Annotated in this window: 19 protein-coding genes; 9 read left to right on the top strand and 10 right to left on the bottom strand. The window is 59.9% G+C overall.

Features of this window, described 5'->3' with window-relative positions; all coding sequences use genetic code 11:
• Positions 1 to 43 precede the first annotated feature (43 nt).
• From M0P74_11360 to M0P74_11315, 10 genes are all read right to left on the bottom strand, one after another.
• Positions 44 to 778, bottom strand: coding sequence for a DDE-type integrase/transposase/recombinase (locus M0P74_11360; protein ID MCK9364178.1), 735 nt, complete (start codon positions 776 to 778; stop codon positions 44 to 46).
• Positions 779 to 1,059: 281 nt separating this feature from the next.
• The gene (locus M0P74_11355; GenBank protein MCK9364177.1) at positions 1,060 to 1,698 is read right to left on the bottom strand and encodes a hypothetical protein; all 639 of its coding nucleotides are present in this window, start codon (positions 1,696 to 1,698) and stop codon (positions 1,060 to 1,062) included.
• 149 nt (positions 1,699 to 1,847) lie between these two features.
• Positions 1,848 to 2,126, bottom strand: coding sequence for a hypothetical protein (locus tag M0P74_11350; GenBank protein MCK9364176.1), 279 nt, complete (start codon positions 2,124 to 2,126; stop codon positions 1,848 to 1,850).
• A 56-nt stretch (positions 2,127 to 2,182) separates the two neighbouring features.
• Positions 2,183 to 2,785 (bottom strand): hypothetical protein, encoded by a 603-nt coding sequence (locus M0P74_11345; GenBank protein ID MCK9364175.1) that lies wholly within the window; start codon positions 2,783 to 2,785, stop codon positions 2,183 to 2,185.
• Between the two features lie 427 nt (positions 2,786 to 3,212).
• A complete protein-coding gene (locus M0P74_11340; protein MCK9364174.1) occupies positions 3,213 to 3,524 on the bottom strand; it encodes a type II toxin-antitoxin system RelE/ParE family toxin in 312 nt (103 codons plus the stop codon).
• On the bottom strand, positions 3,521 to 3,742 hold the full coding sequence (locus M0P74_11335; GenBank protein ID MCK9364173.1) for an addiction module protein: 222 nt from the start codon (positions 3,740 to 3,742) through the stop codon (positions 3,521 to 3,523). The genes M0P74_11340 and M0P74_11335 overlap by 4 nt, the downstream gene beginning before the upstream one ends.
• Positions 3,743 to 3,845: 103 nt before the next feature.
• Positions 3,846 to 7,289, bottom strand: coding sequence for a hypothetical protein (locus M0P74_11330; protein MCK9364172.1), 3,444 nt, complete (start codon positions 7,287 to 7,289; stop codon positions 3,846 to 3,848).
• Positions 7,290 to 7,329: 40 nt separating this feature from the next.
• Positions 7,330 to 7,842, bottom strand: coding sequence for a hypothetical protein (locus M0P74_11325; protein ID MCK9364171.1), 513 nt, complete (start codon positions 7,840 to 7,842; stop codon positions 7,330 to 7,332).
• Between the two features lie 48 nt (positions 7,843 to 7,890).
• Positions 7,891 to 8,262: a DUF5615 family PIN-like protein gene (locus tag M0P74_11320; protein ID MCK9364170.1), complete on the bottom strand. Its 372-nt coding sequence runs from the start codon at positions 8,260 to 8,262 to the stop codon at positions 7,891 to 7,893.
• An 11-nt stretch (positions 8,263 to 8,273) separates the two neighbouring features.
• On the bottom strand, positions 8,274 to 8,498 hold the full coding sequence (locus M0P74_11315) for a DUF433 domain-containing protein (protein ID MCK9364169.1): 225 nt from the start codon (positions 8,496 to 8,498) through the stop codon (positions 8,274 to 8,276).
• Between the two features lie 1,487 nt (positions 8,499 to 9,985).
• Between M0P74_11315 and M0P74_11310 the strand changes: the two genes are divergently transcribed.
• From M0P74_11310 to M0P74_11270, 9 genes are all read left to right on the top strand, one after another.
• Positions 9,986 to 10,600 carry a TetR/AcrR family transcriptional regulator gene (locus M0P74_11310; protein ID MCK9364168.1) on the top strand — a complete coding sequence of 205 codons (615 nt, stop codon included), beginning with the start codon at positions 9,986 to 9,988 and terminating at the stop codon, positions 10,598 to 10,600.
• Between the two features lie 111 nt (positions 10,601 to 10,711).
• Entirely contained in the window at positions 10,712 to 11,305 is a 594-nt protein-coding gene (locus M0P74_11305) for a DUF6448 family protein (GenBank protein MCK9364167.1), read from the top strand.
• 53 nt (positions 11,306 to 11,358) lie between these two features.
• Positions 11,359 to 12,480 (top strand): Xaa-Pro peptidase family protein, encoded by a 1,122-nt coding sequence (locus M0P74_11300; GenBank protein ID MCK9364166.1) that lies wholly within the window; start codon positions 11,359 to 11,361, stop codon positions 12,478 to 12,480.
• 60 nt (positions 12,481 to 12,540) lie between these two features.
• Complete coding sequence (locus tag M0P74_11295; GenBank protein MCK9364165.1) at positions 12,541 to 13,200, top strand: cupin domain-containing protein; 660 nt, start codon at positions 12,541 to 12,543, stop codon at positions 13,198 to 13,200.
• A 40-nt stretch (positions 13,201 to 13,240) separates the two neighbouring features.
• Complete coding sequence (locus tag M0P74_11290; GenBank protein ID MCK9364164.1) at positions 13,241 to 14,431, top strand: anaerobic nitric oxide reductase flavorubredoxin; 1,191 nt, start codon at positions 13,241 to 13,243, stop codon at positions 14,429 to 14,431.
• 123 nt (positions 14,432 to 14,554) lie between these two features.
• Positions 14,555 to 15,703: an efflux RND transporter periplasmic adaptor subunit gene (locus M0P74_11285; protein ID MCK9364163.1), complete on the top strand. Its 1,149-nt coding sequence runs from the start codon at positions 14,555 to 14,557 to the stop codon at positions 15,701 to 15,703.
• 14 nt (positions 15,704 to 15,717) lie between these two features.
• The gene (locus tag M0P74_11280; GenBank protein MCK9364162.1) at positions 15,718 to 16,659 is read left to right on the top strand and encodes an ABC transporter ATP-binding protein; all 942 of its coding nucleotides are present in this window, start codon (positions 15,718 to 15,720) and stop codon (positions 16,657 to 16,659) included.
• Positions 16,652 to 17,626 carry an ABC transporter ATP-binding protein gene (locus M0P74_11275; protein MCK9364161.1) on the top strand — a complete coding sequence of 325 codons (975 nt, stop codon included), beginning with the start codon at positions 16,652 to 16,654 and terminating at the stop codon, positions 17,624 to 17,626. The genes M0P74_11280 and M0P74_11275 overlap by 8 nt, the downstream gene beginning before the upstream one ends.
• Positions 17,623 to 18,756 (top strand): ABC transporter permease, encoded by a 1,134-nt coding sequence (locus tag M0P74_11270; GenBank protein ID MCK9364160.1) that lies wholly within the window; start codon positions 17,623 to 17,625, stop codon positions 18,754 to 18,756. Before M0P74_11275 ends, M0P74_11270 begins: the two co-directional genes overlap by 4 nt.
• The last annotated feature ends 2 nt before the right edge of the window (positions 18,757 to 18,758 follow it).

The following is an 18,758-nucleotide window of genomic DNA, read 5'->3' as shown; positions in this document are numbered from 1 at the left end:
ATATTTGATGGAGAGAGTCTATACCGAGTACCGAAAAATTATGTTACCATAAAACGATGCAATGTGTCTCCAATGCGGACAATGAGGGCGTAAGACCACATAATCCGGTTGGCCACATAAAATAGGTTATGTTCCGTGGCACATAATCGATGATCATCTTACCGGGAACGCCGCCGAAAAATTCGAAGGCGCGCCGGTGGCAGGCAAGCCAGGTGGATACCTTCTGATCTCTGACCACCTCCGCATAAAGGTGACGGCTGAAACAGAGCGTCATTACGAAGATCCAGGTCTTGATCATCTCACCGGTGAAGGCGTCGGTGATGTCGGGGCCTTTGCCGAAGTCGACCTGCGCCGCCTCACCGGGTGCAAAATCCAGAATGCAGGTGGCTACCGGCTGAGATGCCCGGAGCTTTTGCAGCATCCGCCGGATCGAGGAATAGCTCCCGGTAAAACCGAACTGCTCCCGCAGGGCCTGATGAATGGTGGTGCCGCAAACGCCATCCTTGAACCATTGCCGTATCTGCTGCTCGTACGGCAGGCTCTCCGATTGATGGGTTGGATTATGATCAGGCGTTTTATCGAAGGCCTCTGCCAATGCCTCATCCTCGGGAAGAAGACCCGGGGAAAGCCAACCGTTTCTCTCGGCAATCACTCTGATCTCGGCGCACTTTGTCCGGCCGATCAGTTTCGTCTGGGCGATGGCTCGATCACTCTGACCCATGCGCATCCTATGAATCACTTGACGATAATGGAACATCTCGAACCTCCTGTTGCTCATGTCAGCTCCTCCCGGTCTGCTTCGTTTGCCGGGAGTATACTGAGGTTGATCACATGGTCCGAGATCCTTTTGAATCCGATTCCCCGCCGTTTGGATGGCTCGATTACGGCGATCAGCAACTGGCTCCATTGCGCCGATCACCAAGTGGCCTCATTACGACGATCATGAAGTGGCTCGATTACGGCGATCACGGTTTGGCTCTATAGCACCGATCATTAACAATTTTCTTTCCAGGCCGCAAGTCAGCAGCTTTCCTGCTCGTTGCCTGCCGCTCCATCGTTTCACTGATCTGTTCGGTAGGCGGCGGCGTTGCAGTCGCCGGGGTCGCGCCGCGGCGTCGCTCCCTTCCGGCTTTGTGCACCGCCTGCCGCTCCGTTCTCCCCGGCCCTCCCTCGCGGCTGCCATCGTCCGTCGGGGCCGGGCTGCGCTCCGCCCCTCCGGCCGCTTGGCATCCGCGCCCGTCCGCCCCGGCGGGGCTCCCTCCCTGCCTCCGGGGCAGGCCTGACGACCGCTGCGCGGCGACAGGCCCGCCCCGGAGGCATTTTGTACTTTTCTTTTGCCCGGTCCCGGCAGACTTCGCTACGCTCAGACTGCCGGTCCCCGGGCGTTACGGCCGGCTCCGCGACCGCATAAACCCGCGGACGCTCCGCTCGGCCGCTTTTGTTTGGTGCTCCGGGCCGTCGGCAGACAGGCGCTTCGCGCAGACTGCCTAGGCCCTCCGGTTTTCTGCTCTTTGCCCGCTCCCGGGGCGACCTCGCTTCGTTCGGACGCACCGGTTCGCGGGCTGTTGCGCAGTCGGCTCCGCGACCGCGATACCCCGCGGACGCTCCGCTCTCCTGCGCCAAGGTGGCCCGCCTGCCGCCTGTCACCTCCTTCGTCGGAGACAGGCGGCCGCGGGCGATCAGTTTCTTTTCGGTCACCGTGACTCGCCCTCCGCTTCGCTCCGGACGAGACACGGTGACCGGGTTCGCGCCCTCGCCCTCGAAACCGCTGACGCGGATTCCAGGGCGCCGGACGGTCCCGCCCTGCGGTCGGGTCTGTTCAGTCGGGCGCTCATTCCAAAACCAGGTTAAAAGACAGGTTCCACGATCAGCGAGGAAGTGGTTGAGAAGGAAGGCTGGGAGCATTTGGCCAGCCATTGGGGTGCCTGTATCGGCGTTCCGCCTCTTTCCCCGCTCCCGGCGTTTCCGCGCCGACTCGGAGACGCCTTGAAGCGGGGTCGGATCGCAGAGATCCTGCGGTCGCCAAGGACCCAGCGGGCCTGGATGATACCGCCTACGCCTCTGAGTGGCGGCGATAGTTCATAGTCGCGCAGTCCCATTGGGACATGGTACAAGAACGTCGGCATGATCTCTGCTCTGCCGACGTTTCTTTACCGGAGGGGCATTGCGGAGGGATAGCTTATCAGATCTCTTCGAAAAGGCATTGGTGCACTGTTACCGGGACAAGAATCGTCCCGTCTTCGTCACCGTCCTGATCCCACTTTTCGCAGCGAACAAAAGGGACCTTTTCTTCACGCTCGCCTTCCTTGAGCTGGACAAGCCCCACATGCTTGAAGCGGGCAATCAGCTCTTGGAAAAAGGGTGCCCAGCTCGGACCAGGGAGGCCGTAACAGGTGTCACAGTCGATTTCCTTCCGGCCGACCAACCGCCAGGTCGCGAAACAGAATGAGTAGGCCGGGTAAACCTTGCTGACCTTCAGGTTCAGAACAGCATAAACGCGATCGTTTTCCTTGAGCCAGGCAATTCTCCTGGCATCGTCGAAACGGCGCTCCCAATCCTCTTGCCTGGGTCCCGGCAAGGTAAAGTCAAACTCAAGGATGCGGCTGATCTCCCACCAACACCCGGGGAATTCATCGTAGGCTGCCGACGTGGCGGCCGCAATTTCCCGGACAGCACCGTAAACGGCCGTTTCGAATGCCTTGCAACGAAGTCTTCTCCTGTCCGGTTTTTCCAATCGGCCGGTGGGATAAACGGTCCTGAGCCGCTTCTCAAGATCCGGGTTCACAATGGCGCCTCTGTTCATCGAGCAAGGTCATGCTGCCTTCCCTCGGCTCGGGTTCCCAGGTGGCCGGGAATGGAGATCCCTGGAGCGGCATCGATCTGCTCGTTGTCTCACCCAGGTTTGACGACCGGCGCAGCCGCGAAGATATCAACCTACAGTGGTGCTGTGGCGACTTGCGGCGCGAACGAACAATCGCAGTGAACCTGTCCCGTGTGGCGAGCATCGGTGGCTGGATGACGACGTCAGCGCCATCATTGAAAGCGCAAGACGCAAAGGGGAGACGGTCGCCGTCTCCTGATCTTCATCAAGCCGGTCACGCGGTTGTCTGCGCGCCGGACCGGCTGCTCAGATTCCTTTATCGTCTTGCCGTGCCATCCGTTCCAGGGCCTCGCCCGCTACCCGCAGCAAGGAAAAGTCGAACAAAGTGGAATCATTCGCCTTTTGCGGCCTTTTCCCAACGCTCGATCCAGTAATAGGGCCTCCGATGCAGATGGGCAATGGAGACGACGACCAGCGTATCTTCTTCGATCCCGTAAATGATCCCATAGGGAAACCGCTTGACCAGGCAACGCCGCAACTCCGAAGCGATTACTTTGCCCGACAGGGGCCAGCGGGTCGCGCGATGGATTGAACGGTCTACCTCCTGCAGCAATTCCCGGCCAAGCCCCGGCATCTGTTCCTCATACCAGGCAAAGGCGTCATCCAATTCGAATCGCGCCAATTCCAGGAAACGCACCTTCATCGGTTTCGATACCTCGCCATTACCTCGTCATAGGGCAGCGTTTTGAGACGGCCGTCTTTGTATGCAGTCCATCGCCTGGTCGCCTCGTCCGCCCAGAGCTTTTCCAGATCCGCATCCGGCTTGTCCAGTTTTGCCAGGATAATATCGACGAGCATCGCCTTCTCCGTATCCGGCAATTCCTCAATCCTCTTTGAAAGTTCCTCTGTTTTCGAGGTCATCCCTTTCACCTCCTTTCGTGAAATGATAGCCTTATCATGGGAAAATAGCAAACGCGACCGCCCGGTAGCAGGTAGGGATTGCACGGTTCTGGCATGACCGGGGTCACGCGAGATACCTCTCCCCCTCCTTCTTGGCCAGGCCCAGCTTCACCAGATCATCGAGGAGCGCTGACACTTTGGCGGTGCGCGCCTTCAAGAAGCGGGCCGCCACCTCGCCGGCGCTGACGGGCCCCTGGCAAGCGGATAGGGCCAGCCGGACGGCCTGGAGCTGGGTCGTATGGTCTTTGGGCAGGGGCGCTGCCAGCGGGAGCGTCTCTTCCCTGACCAGCGCGATCTCCGTCTGGACCTCAGTCGCTGTGCCGTAGGGATTCTGAAACGCCGGACGCAGCCAGCGGACGCAGCCCTCCTTCTCTTCCTGGGTCCGTTCCCGGTTCAGGGCCGTGAGGCGCTCCAGGATCTCCTGATCCGTCAGGGTCGCGGGCCAGCCGTAGGCGCTAAAGATCACGGCGTCCAGATCGTCATGAAGCTGTTTCAGGACCCCCACCAGACCCTGGTCGTGGATGGTACGCTCCTTGGGGGCGAGCGCTTTACCCGCGCGCAGTTTCTCCAGAACATTGTACATGTCCGTCAGACCCAGGCCGGGGTGCAGGGACTGCTGCCGTCGGCGGTGGGCGTCCAGAGACTCGGCACGTTGACGGATGAGTGCAGTTTGGGCCTCGTCGCGGGCCGGAAAGGGAAAGGGTTCGAAGCAGCGGGTTTTGCTGTACACCGGATCATTGCCGACGCCTAGATGGCCGCCGGCCGCCAGGGCCCAGACGACATGTATCCGGCTGGAGAGAACGCCCAGGTGATAAGCGTCGTCGCTGGCGATAGCGACCAGTTTGTTGTCCGGAAGGATCTCCTGATCGAGAAATACGAAGACCCGGTGTTTGGTCGTCTCCGCGGTGGCGATGTAGCGAGGAAGGCCGGCAAGGGCCTTGCGCAGTTCTTGTCGTGGTTTGCCGAAGAGCCACCAGAGTTTTGCATAGCCTGCTCCGTCTTTGCTGTAGCCCTTTGCGTCCCGCTCCGGCTTGACCCGCTCCAGGACCCACTGGTAGACCTCGGGAAACCGGCACTTGACCTCCTCGATGGCCAGGCCGAAAAGATCGATCACCAAAACGCCGCGGGGGGACTGGGCCAGGTCGCGGCCGTTGCGGTAGGGTCGGATATATCTCTCCAGTCCTTCGGTGCGGCCCAACCCCAGGGCTTTTGCCTCCTCCGGGGTCACGATGAAGCCAGAGCCATGAAGTTTGACACCGGGACAGCTCAGTCCAAGACCGGCTCGTAGCGGTTGAGCCCCGGCCACGTCCGCGCCGATGGTGAGGTCGGGAAGGATCTTTCCCGTCTCCTCGGACAGGGTGACCTTCATTCCTTCGTTGCCGCCCGGCGCCTCGGAGAGCACCCGGCAGAGGTGGCCAGTGAGGTCGCCCCGGCGGCCCACGGTCATGGCGATCCGGACTGCCGCGCCATCGGCGCTATCTACCCAGGGATGATCGGGCACAGCAAAGACTACGGAAAGGGGCGGCTCCGCAGTCAAATGATGCTGCAAGATCTTGCGGTTGTTGATCATGGGCAGACTGTTGGTGGTGATGAAGCCGAAAGCCTGGATCTTCTCTGCCCGAGCCAATGCTCCGGCCAAATGCCACCAATACATGACGTAATCGGCGCTTTCGGATACGTCGGGATAGGTGCGGCGCAGGGCCTCGGCATAGCCGTCTCCCAGGGCCTGCCGCATGCGCCAGTTGCCGATGAAGGGCGGATTTCCGACCACATAGTCCGTCTCCGGCCAGGCGGCCGGCCGGGGATTGGTGTAGCGCAAGAAGGGAATCCGGGCGGTCTCGTCGGGAATTTCCTCGCCGGTGACGGGGTGGGTCTTGACCGTCACGCCATCCCAGCGGGTGACGGGATTCCCGTCGCCGTCCGTCAGGGGCTCTGTGGAGTCCCAGGCCAGCACGGCGTCGCGGCACTCCACGTTGCGGAATTTTCGGATCACCGGCGTCGGGGGCATGACGTTGCCGTGGGTGCGGAAATGCCATTGGAGGTAGCCGATCCAGAGCACCATGTCCGTGATGACTGCGGCCCGGGGATTCACTTCGAGACCCAGTAGCTGATGGGGGTCCACGGTGACGCCCTCCAGCTCCAACCGATGCTGTTCGCCAAGATCGGCCAGGAAGGTGAGCACTTCCCCCTCCAGCCTTTTCAGGTGCTCGAAGGCGACGTAGAGGAAGTTGCCGCTTCCGCAGGCCGGATCCAGAATCCGGACGGTGCAGAGGCGGTGATGAAAGCCCTTGAGCAGCTTCTTGGCCGCTGCCACGCGGTCCTTGCGGAGATGAGCCACGGCCTTGGCCTTCACGGCCTCCCATTCGGCGGTCAGCGGTTCGATGACCGCGGGAAGGACCAGCCGCTCCACGTATTCGCGGGGGGTGTAGTGGGCGCCGAGCTTGTGCCGGTCCAGGGGATTCAAGGCGCGCTCCAGCAGCGTGCCGAAGATGGCTGGCTCCACGTGGCGCCAGTCCGCCTTGCCCGCTTCGATCAGGAGTTCGAGCTGGAGATCGTTCAGCGGCAGGGCCTCGGCCTTTTCAAAGAGACCGCCGTTGAAATGGAGGAGCTGCCGGCGGAGGGCGACCGATTTCGACCCGTCGCGCATGGCCTCCCAGACGTCCTCGACGGTGTCGGGGAAAAGCTCCGTGTTCCCGCGCAGCCCTTCGATCAAGGTGGAGAAGCTCTTCTCCGGGATGAGCCCGATGTCTTCGGCAAAGAAAGTGAAGAGGCAGCGCATCAGAAATTCGCCGACCCGCTCCGACGTATGCCCGGTGAACTCAAGGGACTTGGCCAGGTCAGCGAGCTTCACGGCCAACTCCCGGGTCACCTTGGCGTGACGACGGGAGGGATCCAGGCTGAGGGGATCGGTCCAGACGCGGCGGAGGCAGTCGCGGATCCCGGCGTCCGCCAGCTTCCTCAGGGGAATGCGGTGGGACACGGAGTCCGGGAAGGGACGGTAGATGCCGCCGGTGCAGGAGAATTCACTGTATAGCTCGATGCAGTGCCCGACGTCCACGACCACCAGAAAGGGAGGGCGGCCCTCTTCGGGCGAGAGGCTGCGGGCGTATCCCTCGGCCTGTTCCTTGGCCCGGTACATGGCCGCGTCCCAGCCGCCTGTGCCGCGCACGGCATGGCCTTTGCGCGTCTGCGTGTCGGATTTCAGGTACGGATCGGTTTCAATATGGCGGTCGACGCCCTGCTTGGTCTCCAGGACGAAGCAGCCGCGTTTGTAGAGGTCGATCCGGCCGGTGCCGCTGCCGATGTCGCTGTGGAGAAAGGGGACGGAGCGCTCGAAGACATAAGCGTTGTGCCGGTCGTCGGCCGTGGTCGGGTCCGGCGGCGCGACGCCCAAGAGGGAGCACAGTTCGATCAGGAAGGACTGGTAGTTCGCCAGCTCTTTTCCGCCTGAGGGTTCCCAGCGGGCGATGAAGGCGGTGGTGGTGTCGGTGGCTCCGGTTTCACTCATGGCGTCGTTTGGCTGCCCCTATGGTGTCCCTGGTATTTGATCATCCTGATCCCAACCGTGCCTTGAGTTCCTTGATGGCGATATCCCTTTCCCGCGCTCTTCCATCGCGGATGGCGTCCACGATCGCCAGCAGTTCATAGAGTTTTGCGTCTTTTATGGCAGCCTTGGGTACCGTCTTGTACAGGGGCGAAAACTCATAGCCGCGGGTGTCGCCCTCCGGATCCGGCCAGACAGGGGGCGGTTCGTTCGGCTGGGTAATGATGTCCTTGAGCGGCGGCGCTGCATACCCCGTGGGCACGCCCCGGGTCAGTCCGCCGTGGTCAGGCGGGAAGGCGTACTTGACGCCATGAATGAGGAACTCCTCCAGGGATTTCTTCAGGGGCTGTCCTCCTTGCGCCGCCATCAGACGAGCGGCGATGGCCCGTTTGATGCCTGCATGGACCTCGGAGGCGCTCATGAACAGATCGCCGGCCACGGAGGCATAGGACCACTGGCTTTCACCCATGGCAACAAGCTTCAAAAGGATATAGATGTCTTGGGGTTTAAGAATCATGGCTCTCTTATATTCGCGATTCGCGAATCACACAAGAATTATTTGAGGCTATCGAAGGGACTGGTTGAAGATCAGCGGGCGGAAACGATATTTGTTCAGATCGACCACCACGAAATGTCCAGGCAATCGATCTTGATGCTTAGCGATCAGCGCTTCCACGCGCGGCCATTTTCGGTGTCTGTCCCGGACGTCGATGCGGATCAGAATCATGCCATAGGCGGGTTTCTTCAGACGGTAAACGAGCTCCCCGAAATCCTTGTCCTCCGTCAGCAGGATGCGACCTTCGCGAAAGGCGGTTTGCAGGACTTCATCATCGGAGATGCCTGCATGCTGTTCGGACACGTAGAAGACATCGTGGCCGGCAGTCCGGAGACTGGCCACGATACCCGCGTCGCAGCACTCATCGGCAAGAAATTTCACGGATTCACCCGTTATCCAAAAGCGATCTGTTCGTCGGCCAGATAATCGGCGGCAAAGGCCTGAGCGGAATAGATATCTTCCGGGGTCAGATGGGGATGATCCTTGATGATCTCCTCGATGGTCATCCCGCCGGACAGCTTCCGGAGAATCTGCTCTACGGTGATCCGCGTGTTTTTGATGACCGGTTTCCCGAACATGATCTGCGGATTCATCTCAATTTTCTCGTAGGTCTTCATAGGTCCCTCCTTGCTCCCTGCACATACGACTTTATGCATTGAAGCTACGAATCATTATACACCTTTTCCTCGTTTACGTCTAAAAAATCATCTTGTCGCCTGATATTCGATCCCGTTGGGTCAGAACCGCCGGGTGTCAGTGGCTGAAGGCGACTGAGGCCTCCGGTCGTGTTTCTCATGAACGGCAATCCGAGGGAGAAGAAGGGGAGTTGAATAGGGGAGTTCCCGCCCGCCACCCCATCAGGCGGAAGCAGGGGCCGCGCCAGGGCATTCCTCTGCTCCAGCCCTGTCACGGCCCCTGCATTCTCCCTTCCGCGCTCGGGCAAGGGCGTCGCCGGCCCTTTCCGCTGCCCCAGGGACCGGCACCGCCCTTGCTCATCCTCGCGCGGTGTTTTATTTCCCGGCCGCATGCTTTGTGCGTAACCTAATCGGCTTGTTCTGCGTGCTCGTTTCAAAGACCTGTGGGGTAGGCGTCCGGCGTTGCAGTCGCCGGGGTCGCGCCGCGGCGTCGCTTCCTTCCGGCTTGGTGCACCGCCAGCCGCGCCGTTTTCCCCCGCCCTCCCTCGCGGGTGCCATCGTCCGTCGGGGCCGGGCTGCGCTCTGCCCCTCCGGCCGCTTGGCATCCGCGCCCGTCCGCCCCAGAGGGGCTCCCTCCCTGCCTCCGGGGCGGGCCTGACGACCGCTGCGCGGCGACAGGCCCGCCCCTCCGGCATTTTGTACTTTTCTTTTGCCCGGTCCCGGCAGACTTCGCTGCGCTCAGACTGCCGGTCCTCGGGCGTTGCGGCCGGCTCCGCGACCGCATAAACCCGCGGACGCTCCGCTCAGCCGCTTTTGTTTGGTGCTCCGGGCCGTCGGCAGACAGACGCTTCGCGCTGACTGCCTTGGCCCTCCGGTTTTCTGTTCTTTGCCCGCTCGCGGAGCGACCTCGCTTCGCGCGGACGCCCCGGTTCGCGGGCTGTTGCGCAGTCGGCTCCGCGACCGCGAAACCCTGCGGACGCTCCGCTCTCCTGCGCGATGGTGGCCCGCAGCCGCCTGTCACCTCCTTCGTCGGAGACAGGCGGCTACGGGCGACTAGTTTCTTTTCGGTCGCTGTGACTCGCCCTCCGCTTCGCTCCGGACGAGACACGTCTCCCTTTTCGCACCCTCGCCCTCGAAACCGCTCACGCGGATTCCAGGGCGCCGGACGGCCTCTCCCTCCGGTCGGGACCGTCCGGTCGGGCGCTCGGAAAACCAAGATCAAGAGATGAAACCCGAGATCGGCGAGGGTGGTTCTGATAGGGTAGGTTACCGGCGATCAGCATTCCAATGGGGGGCTACTGGTATAGGCGTCCCGCCTCTTTCCCTGCTCCTGTCGTTTCCGCAGAGACTCGGGGACGCCTTGCAGCGGGGTAGATAACTTCGTATAAACGACAATGCACAAATTCGGGATTGACACGCTGCGGTTCATGCCCTAAAATGTAAATGTGCTTTCACATTAATGATGGGTGATGGATATGCTGAAAGGATGTTCGAAAGTTGACACTGAAGTCAGGCGGGCGCAGATCACGCAAGCCGCCCTCGATATCATTGCCGGCGATGGTGTAAAGGGGCTCACGACTTCGGCCATAGCAGGGCGTGTCGGGATATCCGGCGCCAATCTCTACAGGCACTTTCAAAACAAGAACGAAATTCTCAACAGCGTCGTGGCTAAGATCGGCGCTGATCTTCTTCAGAATCTTAGGGCGGTGCGCGGCGCGGCCCCTGAAGACCCCCTCCTGAAACTGACAAGACTTGTCAGACGTCATCTCGAATACACACAAAATAACAAGGGAATCCCAAGGCTTGTGTTTTCCGAGGAGATGCACATTACCAATGTGCCATTAAAGGAGAAATTACTAAGAGTCATAAATTCTTATACCCAAGAAATTTCTTCGCTCATTCGGGAGGGGCAAGACGCAGGGATAATCAAGCAAAATATGGAGCCGCAAGCATTGGCGCTGACGATTGTCGGCCTGATCCAAGTCACGGCTCTGAAATGGTCTCTGAATGGCTTTTCATTTTCGCCGGTTGATCAGGGGATGAAGCTCTGGAAGAATTTGGAAAGGTGTATCACGACGAAATAGTTTGGCTGTGGCAGACAAGAATAGAAAGACCTTCGGTGCGGCGCGTCGTCTTGTAGGACCTTTCTTTCAAACGATTTTAAAATCACAACAGAAACCAAAGGAGAAAGAACCATGAAAGGTGTCAAAATGAGTCCCTGTTTCATCGTATTGTCCGCGTTGTTTGTTTCCCTCTTTTTCTGTCTGCCCGCCGTGACTTATGCTCACTGCGACACACTTGACGGCCCGGTTGTGCAAACGGCAAGAATGGCGTTTGAAAAAGGCGATGTGACTCCCTTGCTTAAATGGGTGCAGCCAAAAGATGAAAAGGAGATCCTGACTGCTTTTCAGAAGACGCTTGCCGTTCGTGTCAAGGGTGCCGAGGCCAAGGAATTGGCCGATACGTACTTTTTCGAAACGCTCGTCCGTATTCATCGCGCCGGCGAAGGAGCACCCTATACCGGTTTGAAGCCCGGTGTCGCTGTAGACCCTGCTGTTGCCTTAGCCGACAAGGCTTTGGAAAGCGGATCGGTGGATAAGTTGGTTGATGTCCTGACGAAAGCCATGGCCAAGGGCATTCGCGAACGCTTTAAGGAGACGAGCGAAAGGAAAAAGCATGCTGAAAACTCCGTAGCGGAAGGTCGTGAATACGTCAAAGACTACGTCATTTTCACACATTACGTAGAAAATTTGCACGGCCTCATTGGCGGGAAACACGGCGGACACTGATCAATCGGTATGGGGGAAGGCCTTATCTATCGCAGAAACGAAAGGAGGTTCCAATGACTTGCTCTCCCTATTCCGAGCGCGTTCAGCGCTGCGCCGGGCTGATGAAGGCGGCCGGATTCGACGTTCTGCTCCTGGCCAAACCGGCGAACATGGCCTATTTGACGGGTGACGGACGCCTGTGCGCCTATGCCATGATCACCAAAGAGGGGAAGGTCGCCCTGGGGGTCCCCTCCACGGACGTGGCGGACGTTAAAAGGCTTGCCTGTTTTGACCACATTACGGGCTTCGAGGATGAGGTGGGGATGATCCATTCCATCGCCCACCATTTCAAACATTTCGAGATTCAGGAAGGAAGCGTAGGGTTGGAATACACCTTTCTGACCCACTCCATGATGGGCATGCTGACCCATCCTCACGGGAAACCAGAGAAGGTGGTCGCAAAAGACTGCACGCCCATCCTGTCCGGGTTGAGGATCGTCAAGGAGGACGGCGAGATTGAAAGGATCCGGGCCGCTGCAGACGTTGCCGTGGCAGGGATGGCCGCCGCCGTCCGGTGTCTCAAGCCGGGACTGACCGAAAGCCAGGTTGCAGCAGAGGCGGAATATGCCATGCGTCAAGCCGGCGCTGACGAGTTCTGGCGGACGTACGTTTCCTCCGGTCCCCGGACGAACATCGCCCATGGTCTGCCTACGCAGCGCCGGATTCAGGAAGGCGACCTGGTCATGATCGACATCCACCCGATCGTGAACGGCTACAGCGCCGATATATGCCGGACCGTCTGCGCCGGGAAACCGACCACGGAGCAGCAGACCGCCTACGATCTCTTTCTGAAAGCGCAGCAGGGAGCCATCGCCCAGGTGAAGACCGGCGTCGGCATGACGGATCTGGACGACACCCTGCACGGCATCATCCGCGACGCGGGGCACGGCGAGCACCTCTTCGGCCCGACGATCCACGGCGTCGGCATCGAATTCGAGGAGGCGCCCCTTCCGCCCGGGCACGCCTTCTTCCACGGAGAGAAGGCCCCGCCGCCATTGGAAGCCAACGTGGTCATCGCCGTGGGGAATTGCGGCCTCTACACCGGACCCTGGGGCGTACGCGTCGAGGACACCGTGGTCGTGAAGTCCGAAGGTCCCGAGGTCCTGACGAACTTTGCTCGTACACTGGAATCATGAACCGGTGGAATGCCGCCGGCAAGAGCCATACGGCAGGGCATAACGAAAGGAGTACACAACATGGAGAGGATCAATCTGAAGGAGAAAGAGGCGTTCAAGAAGGAGGGGCGGGGGATGACCAACCTGATCGACGAACCCTTCCTGCTGATCAACCAGGTTTGCCTGGAACCGGGGCAGAATGTCCCCGAGCATCGGGCAAATTCCAACGTGACCCTCCAGGTGATTTCCGGAGAGGGGACCTTCGCCGTCGGCGCGGAGACGATGAAATTGGAGGCGGGGAATCTCCTGCGCATTCCTCTGAATTCCACCATGAGCATCAGGAACGAATCCCCGGTACGGCTGGTGTTTCTGGTGATCAAGACACCCCATCCGGATGCCCTCAAAGAGGGCGGGACCGCAGGAAAGGGGATGGAGGGGCGCTTCGTGAATCTAATCCAATTTCCCTCCCTGAAGGTGGGGAAAGAAGAAGAACTCATCGCATGGTTCCGGCGCTCCAGCGAGGTCTTTGCCAAACATCCGGGGTTCATCTCCCGGACGCTGCTCAAGGCGACGGATGAGGCAGGCCATTATGCCGCCGTCGTCGAGCACGAATCGCAGGAGACCTTCATGGCCATGCACCTGAGCGATGAACGGCAGGCCCTCTTTGGTCAGGTGGAAAAATTGATCGACGGGATGCCGGAGCCCCAGTTCTACAACGTGGCGGTGACCCGCCGGAAATAGCCAAGAGGCGATAAGCAGCCGCCAAAAGGAGGACAAGCGGATGAAACGACCTATCAAAAACAACGTCTCCTGGATCGGGAAGATCGACTGGGAGCTTCGGAAGTTCCACGGGGACGAGTATTCGACCCACCGTGGTTCCACCTATAACTCCTACCTGGTCGAGGAGGAGAAGGTCGCCTTGATTGACACGGTTTGGGCGCCCTACGCCGGGGAGTACGTCGAGAACCTCGAAAAGACGATCGCTCTGAAGAAGATCGACTACGTTATCGCCAACCACGCGGAGAGCGACCACAGCGGGGCGCTCCCGGAACTGATGAGCCGCATTCCGGATGTGCCGATCTACTGCACGGCAAACGGCGTCAAGTCTCTCAAGGGCCATTACCACAAAGACTGGAACTTCCATCCGGTCAAGACCGGGGATAAACTCAGCCTGGGGGTCAAGGAGCTGATCTTCGTCGAGGCCCCGATGCTTCACTGGCCGGATACCATGTTCTGCTATCTGACGGGGGACAATGTCCTTTTCAGCAACGACGCCTTCGGCCAGCACTATGCCTCGGAGTTGCTGTTCAACGATCTCGTCGATCAGGCGGAGCTGATGGCGGAGTGCATCAAGTACTACGCCAACATCCTGACCCCCTTCAGTGAGCAGGTGACGAAGAAGATCCAGGAAGTCCTCGCCTTCAACCTCCCCGTGGACATCATCTGCACGAGCCATGGCGTGATCTGGCGGGATAACCCGGTGCAAATCGTCCAACAATATCTGAAGTGGGCGGACAGCTACCAGGAGAACCAAATCACCCTTGTCTATGACACGATGTGGAACGGGACGCGGGTCATGGCGGAGAACATCGCCGCAGGGCTCCACGAGGCCGATCCCCGGATCAACGTGAAGCTCTTCAACCTGGCCAAGTCGGACCGAAACGACGTCATGACGGAGATCTTCAAATCCCGCGCCCTCCTGGTCGGCTCGCCGACGATCAACCGTGGTGTCCTGACATCGATCGCCGGGCTGTTGGAAGAGATGAAGGGATTGAAGTTCAAGAACAAGAAGGCGGCGGCCTTCGGCTGTTACGGCTGGAGCGGCGAATCGGTCAAGGTGATCAAAGGGCAGCTTGAATCGGCTGGTTTTCAGGTGGTGGACGAGGGCCTGCGCTGCCTGTGGAACCCGAATCAGCAGAGTGTGGAATCCTGCGTCGAGTATGGCAGGAAGCTGGTTGGTCAGCTTGCCTGAGTGCCGTCGAATGATTTGTCTCTTGACGTGAGTCAAGGACCGTTGGCCCCGTTTATTGTATTCACCGACCATGCGGGATCATATCAAGAAGGAAGGGAAGTCAGTCGTGAGGGAGGTGCATCAATGAGCAAGAAGAAACGGATCATTCTGCTTGCGGCGCTCATCATCGCGGCCGTCGCGATCTACAAGTTCGTTCAAATTCGCGCGCAGACCGATCCGAATGGAATCCGTGTTTCGGGCAATATCGAAATCACCGATGCGGAGGTGAGTTTCAAGATTCCCGGGCGGGTAGAAAAGCGTCTGGTCTCCGAAGGTGAGCGGGTCAAGGCGGGGCAGGTTGTCGCCTTACTGGATCAGGCTGAACTGAGTCGGGAAGTGGCCATTCGAAGGGCGGAAGAGCAGGCCGCACGTGCGTTCCTTGCCGAGCTCGAGGCTGGATCGCGAACCGAGGAAATCGCCCAGGCTGAGGCTGGTGTTCAGAAGGCCCAGGCCCGTCTCGACGAACTGCTTGCAGGTTCTAGACCTCAGGAAGTGGCCGTCGCGACGGCGGCGGCTGAAAAGGCGCAAGCCGATCGCGACCGCCTGAAAACGGATTATGAGCGGCAAAAACAGCTCTACGAAAAGGACGTGATATCCGCCCGCGAGTTTGAGGCCTCCCGGACCGCCTATGAAGTTGCCGCAGGAAAGTTGCAGGAGGATGCGGAGCGCCTGAAGCTTGTCCGGGAGGGGCCCCGCCGGGAAGCGATCGACCAGGCGCGGGCGTCCCTGAATGAGGTCAGGGAACGCTACTCCCTAGTCAAGAAAGGACCTCGACGCGAGGCCATCGATCAGGCACGGGCACGCCTGAAGCAGAGTCAAGAGGCGGTTGCCATGGCCGCGACACGGCTGGGCTATGCGACGCTGCTTTCCCCCCTTGCCGGGGTCGTCCTTTCGGAAAACGTCGAGGCGGGGGAGTATGTTGCCCCGGGTACGCCGATTGTGACCGTAGGGGATTTGGAAAACGTATGGCTTCGCGCCTATATCAACGAGACCGACCTGGGACGGGTGAAAATCGGTCAGAAGGTTCGTGTAACCACCGACACCTATCCGGGCAAGGCGTATGAAGGCCAAATCTCCTTTATCTCTTCCCAGGCTGAATTTACCCCCAAGAATGTACAGACGGAAAAGGAGCGGGTCAAACTGGTGTACCGGGTGAAAGTGGACTTCGCCAATCCCACGATGGAATTGAAGGCCGGCATGCCGGCCGATGCCGTCATCATGACGGGGAAATAGGAGCGGGGCAGGCGATGGAGGTCATCCGGGCGGAGGCCCTGACGAAATCCTTTAACGACTTGACGGCTGTTGAAGACCTCACGTTTACCGTCCAGGAGGGGGAGATATTCGGCCTCGTCGGTCCGGACGGCGCCGGAAAAACAACGACCATGCGCCTGTTGACCGCCATCGTGGATCCCACAGCGGGGGATGCCTGGGTGACCGGCCACCACACTGTAAGGGACGCCGAGGCCATCAAAGAGGACATCGGCTACATGAGCCAGCGGTTCGGCCTTTACCCCGACCTTTCGGTGATGGAGAACATCGATTTTTACGCCGACATCTATGGCGTGTCGCGAAAAGGAAGGGAAGAGAAGGTTGACCGGCTGCTTGCTTTCAGCAACCTGACGCCCTTTAAGAGACGCCTGGCCGGGAACCTTTCCGGCGGAATGAAACAAAAACTCGGTTTGGCCTGCGCCCTGATTCACATCCCCAAGGTGCTCTTTCTGGACGAGCCGACCAACGGGGTCGATCCCGTTTCACGCCGCGACTTCTGGCGGATACTCTATCAACTGCTCCGGGAGAAGGTCACGATCTTCGTCTCCACCGCCTATCTGGACGAGGCAGAACGGTGCAACCGGGTCGGCCTGATCCATAAGGGCAAGCTCCTTGCCCTGGGAACGCCGGGCGAATTAAAAACGCTCATGCAGGGAACGATCGTTGAAATCCGCGCGACCGAGCCCCGCAGGGCCGCGGCTTTGCTTCAGGACCGGTTCCCATCCGGGTCCGTGGGGCTATTCGGCAGCCGCGTTCATGTGGTGACTCACGATCCGGATACGATCATCGCCCTGTCGGCAGAAATCCTTGGCGGGAGCGGGATCAAACTGGCCGGGGCAAGGGCCGTCGAGCCGAGTCTGGAGGATGTTTTCATCTCGGTGGTCGGCGCAAAAGAGGAAAAGGGGTTGACCCATGAGTGAACCGGGGCAAGAAACGGCCGTTGCCGTCAAGGATCTTGAGCGGCGCTTCGGCGGGTTCATCGCGGTGAACCGGGTCAGCTTTCAAGTCCCGCGGGGAGAGATCTTCGGATTTCTCGGCCCCAACGGCGCGGGAAAGTCGACCACGATCCGGATGCTCTGCGGCATCCTCGCCCCCAGCGACGGCGCGGGCACGGTGGCGGGCTTCGACATCCTGACCCAGGCGGAGCAGATCAAATCCCATATCGGCTACATGAGCCAGAAGTTTTCCCTCTACGAGGACCTGACCGTCGAGGAGAATATCGATTTCTACGGCGGGATCTACCGTATCCCCGCAGAGAAAAGGGCTCAGCGAAAGGAGTGGGCCATCGTGATGGCCGGCCTCAAGGAACACCGGCATTCGAAAACCGTCACCCTGTCCGGAGGGTGGAAGCAGAGGCTGGCCTTGGGATGCGCCATTCTCCATGAACCGCCGATCATCTTTCTTGACGAGCCGACTTCCGGCGTGGACCCCATCAGCCGGCGTAAATTCTGGGAATTGATATACCAGCTTTCCGCCAGAGGGGTCACCGTATTCGTCACGACCCATTACATGGACGAGGCGGAGTACTGCGACCGGCTGGGACTGATCTATCGGGGCGAACTGATCGCCAGCGGAACCCCCGAAGCGCTCAAGACGGAACTCATGAAGGAAGACCTGCTGGAGGTCCTCTGCGAAAGGCCTCAAGACGCGATGGCGGATATCGAAAGGATCGACGGCATCAAAGAGGTGGCTCTTTTCGGCAAGGGGCTCCACGTCGTTGTCCAGGACGCCGCAACGGCCATCGCAGCCATCGGCAGGAGGCTCGAGGAACGCGCCTACAGGGTTGAACGGGTCGAACAGATCGTTCCCTCGCTGGAGGACGTTTTTGTCTCTCTGATCGAGGCCCGCGACCGGGCGGAGAAACCCCAGTCGGAGGTGCGCGGATGAAGCCTTTGCGCGTCGCAGCGGTGGCCCGAAAAGAGTTTCTCCATATCCTGCGCGATCCGAGAAGCCTCGCCATGGCCATTGCCATTCCGATGCTCCTCCTGGTCCTTTTCGGGTACGCGCTCACGCTCGACGTGGACAACGTTCCAATGGTCGTCTGGGACCAGAGCGAAACCACGGCCAGCCGGGAGTTCCTCAGCCATTTTCAGGGATCCCGCTATTTTTCCATCCGGGGATACCTTCACGACTACCGGGAGGTGGAAAAAGCCGTCGATTCGGGCCGGGCCCTCGTTGCCGTCATCATTCCGAAGAATTTCGCCGGGCGAATCGCCTCCGGGGCTGGCGCATCCGTCCAGTTGATCGTGGACGGCAGCGACTCGAACACGGCAACCATGGCGGCGGGATATGCGGACGTCGCGGCGCAAACCTACTCGCAGAATATAGCCGTCCAGAAGATTCGGAGAATGGGCGGGCGGGCCCCGGCGACGCCGCTCGAAATGCGGCCGCGGGTCTGGTACAACGCCGACATGGTTTCGAAAAACTACATCATCCCGGGGCTGATCGCCGTGATCATGATGGTGATCGCCGCGCTCCTCACCTCCCTGACGGTGGCCCGTGAATGGGAACGGGGTACGATGGAGCAGCTGATCTCGACGCCCGTCAAGGGTTCCGAACTGATCCTCGGCAAGCTCATCCCCTACTTCATCATCGGGATGTTCGACGTACTCCTCGCCGTTCTGGTGGGAGAATTTCTCTTCCAGGTTCCGTTGCGCGGGAATGTCGCCCTGCTCTTCGGCATGGCGGCGATCTTCCTGGCAGGGGCGCTGTCGATGGGCATGCTGATCAGCATCGTCACCAAGAGCCAACTCCTGGCGAGCCAGCTGGCGATGGTGCTGACCTTTCTGCCGTCGTTCCTGCTGTCCGGCTTCATGTATGAAATCCTGAACATGCCCGCGGTCATCCAGGTCCTGACTTATGTGATCCCGGCCCGGTACTTCGTGAGCCTGCTCAAGGGCATCTACCTCAAAGGCGTCGGATTGGAGGTCCTCGCCCTGGAGGCCGGGTTCCTGGCGCTCTTCGGGGTCGCCTTGACGGTTCTGGCCCATGTGAAATTCAAGAAAAAGCAGGTGTAGTC

Source organism: Syntrophales bacterium, from assembly GCA_023229765.1.
Lineage (GTDB): Bacteria > Desulfobacterota > Syntrophia > Syntrophales > UBA5619 > DYTH01.
Note: the sequence above shows the minus strand (reverse complement) of the source record. Positions and strands in the feature narration are given on the sequence as shown.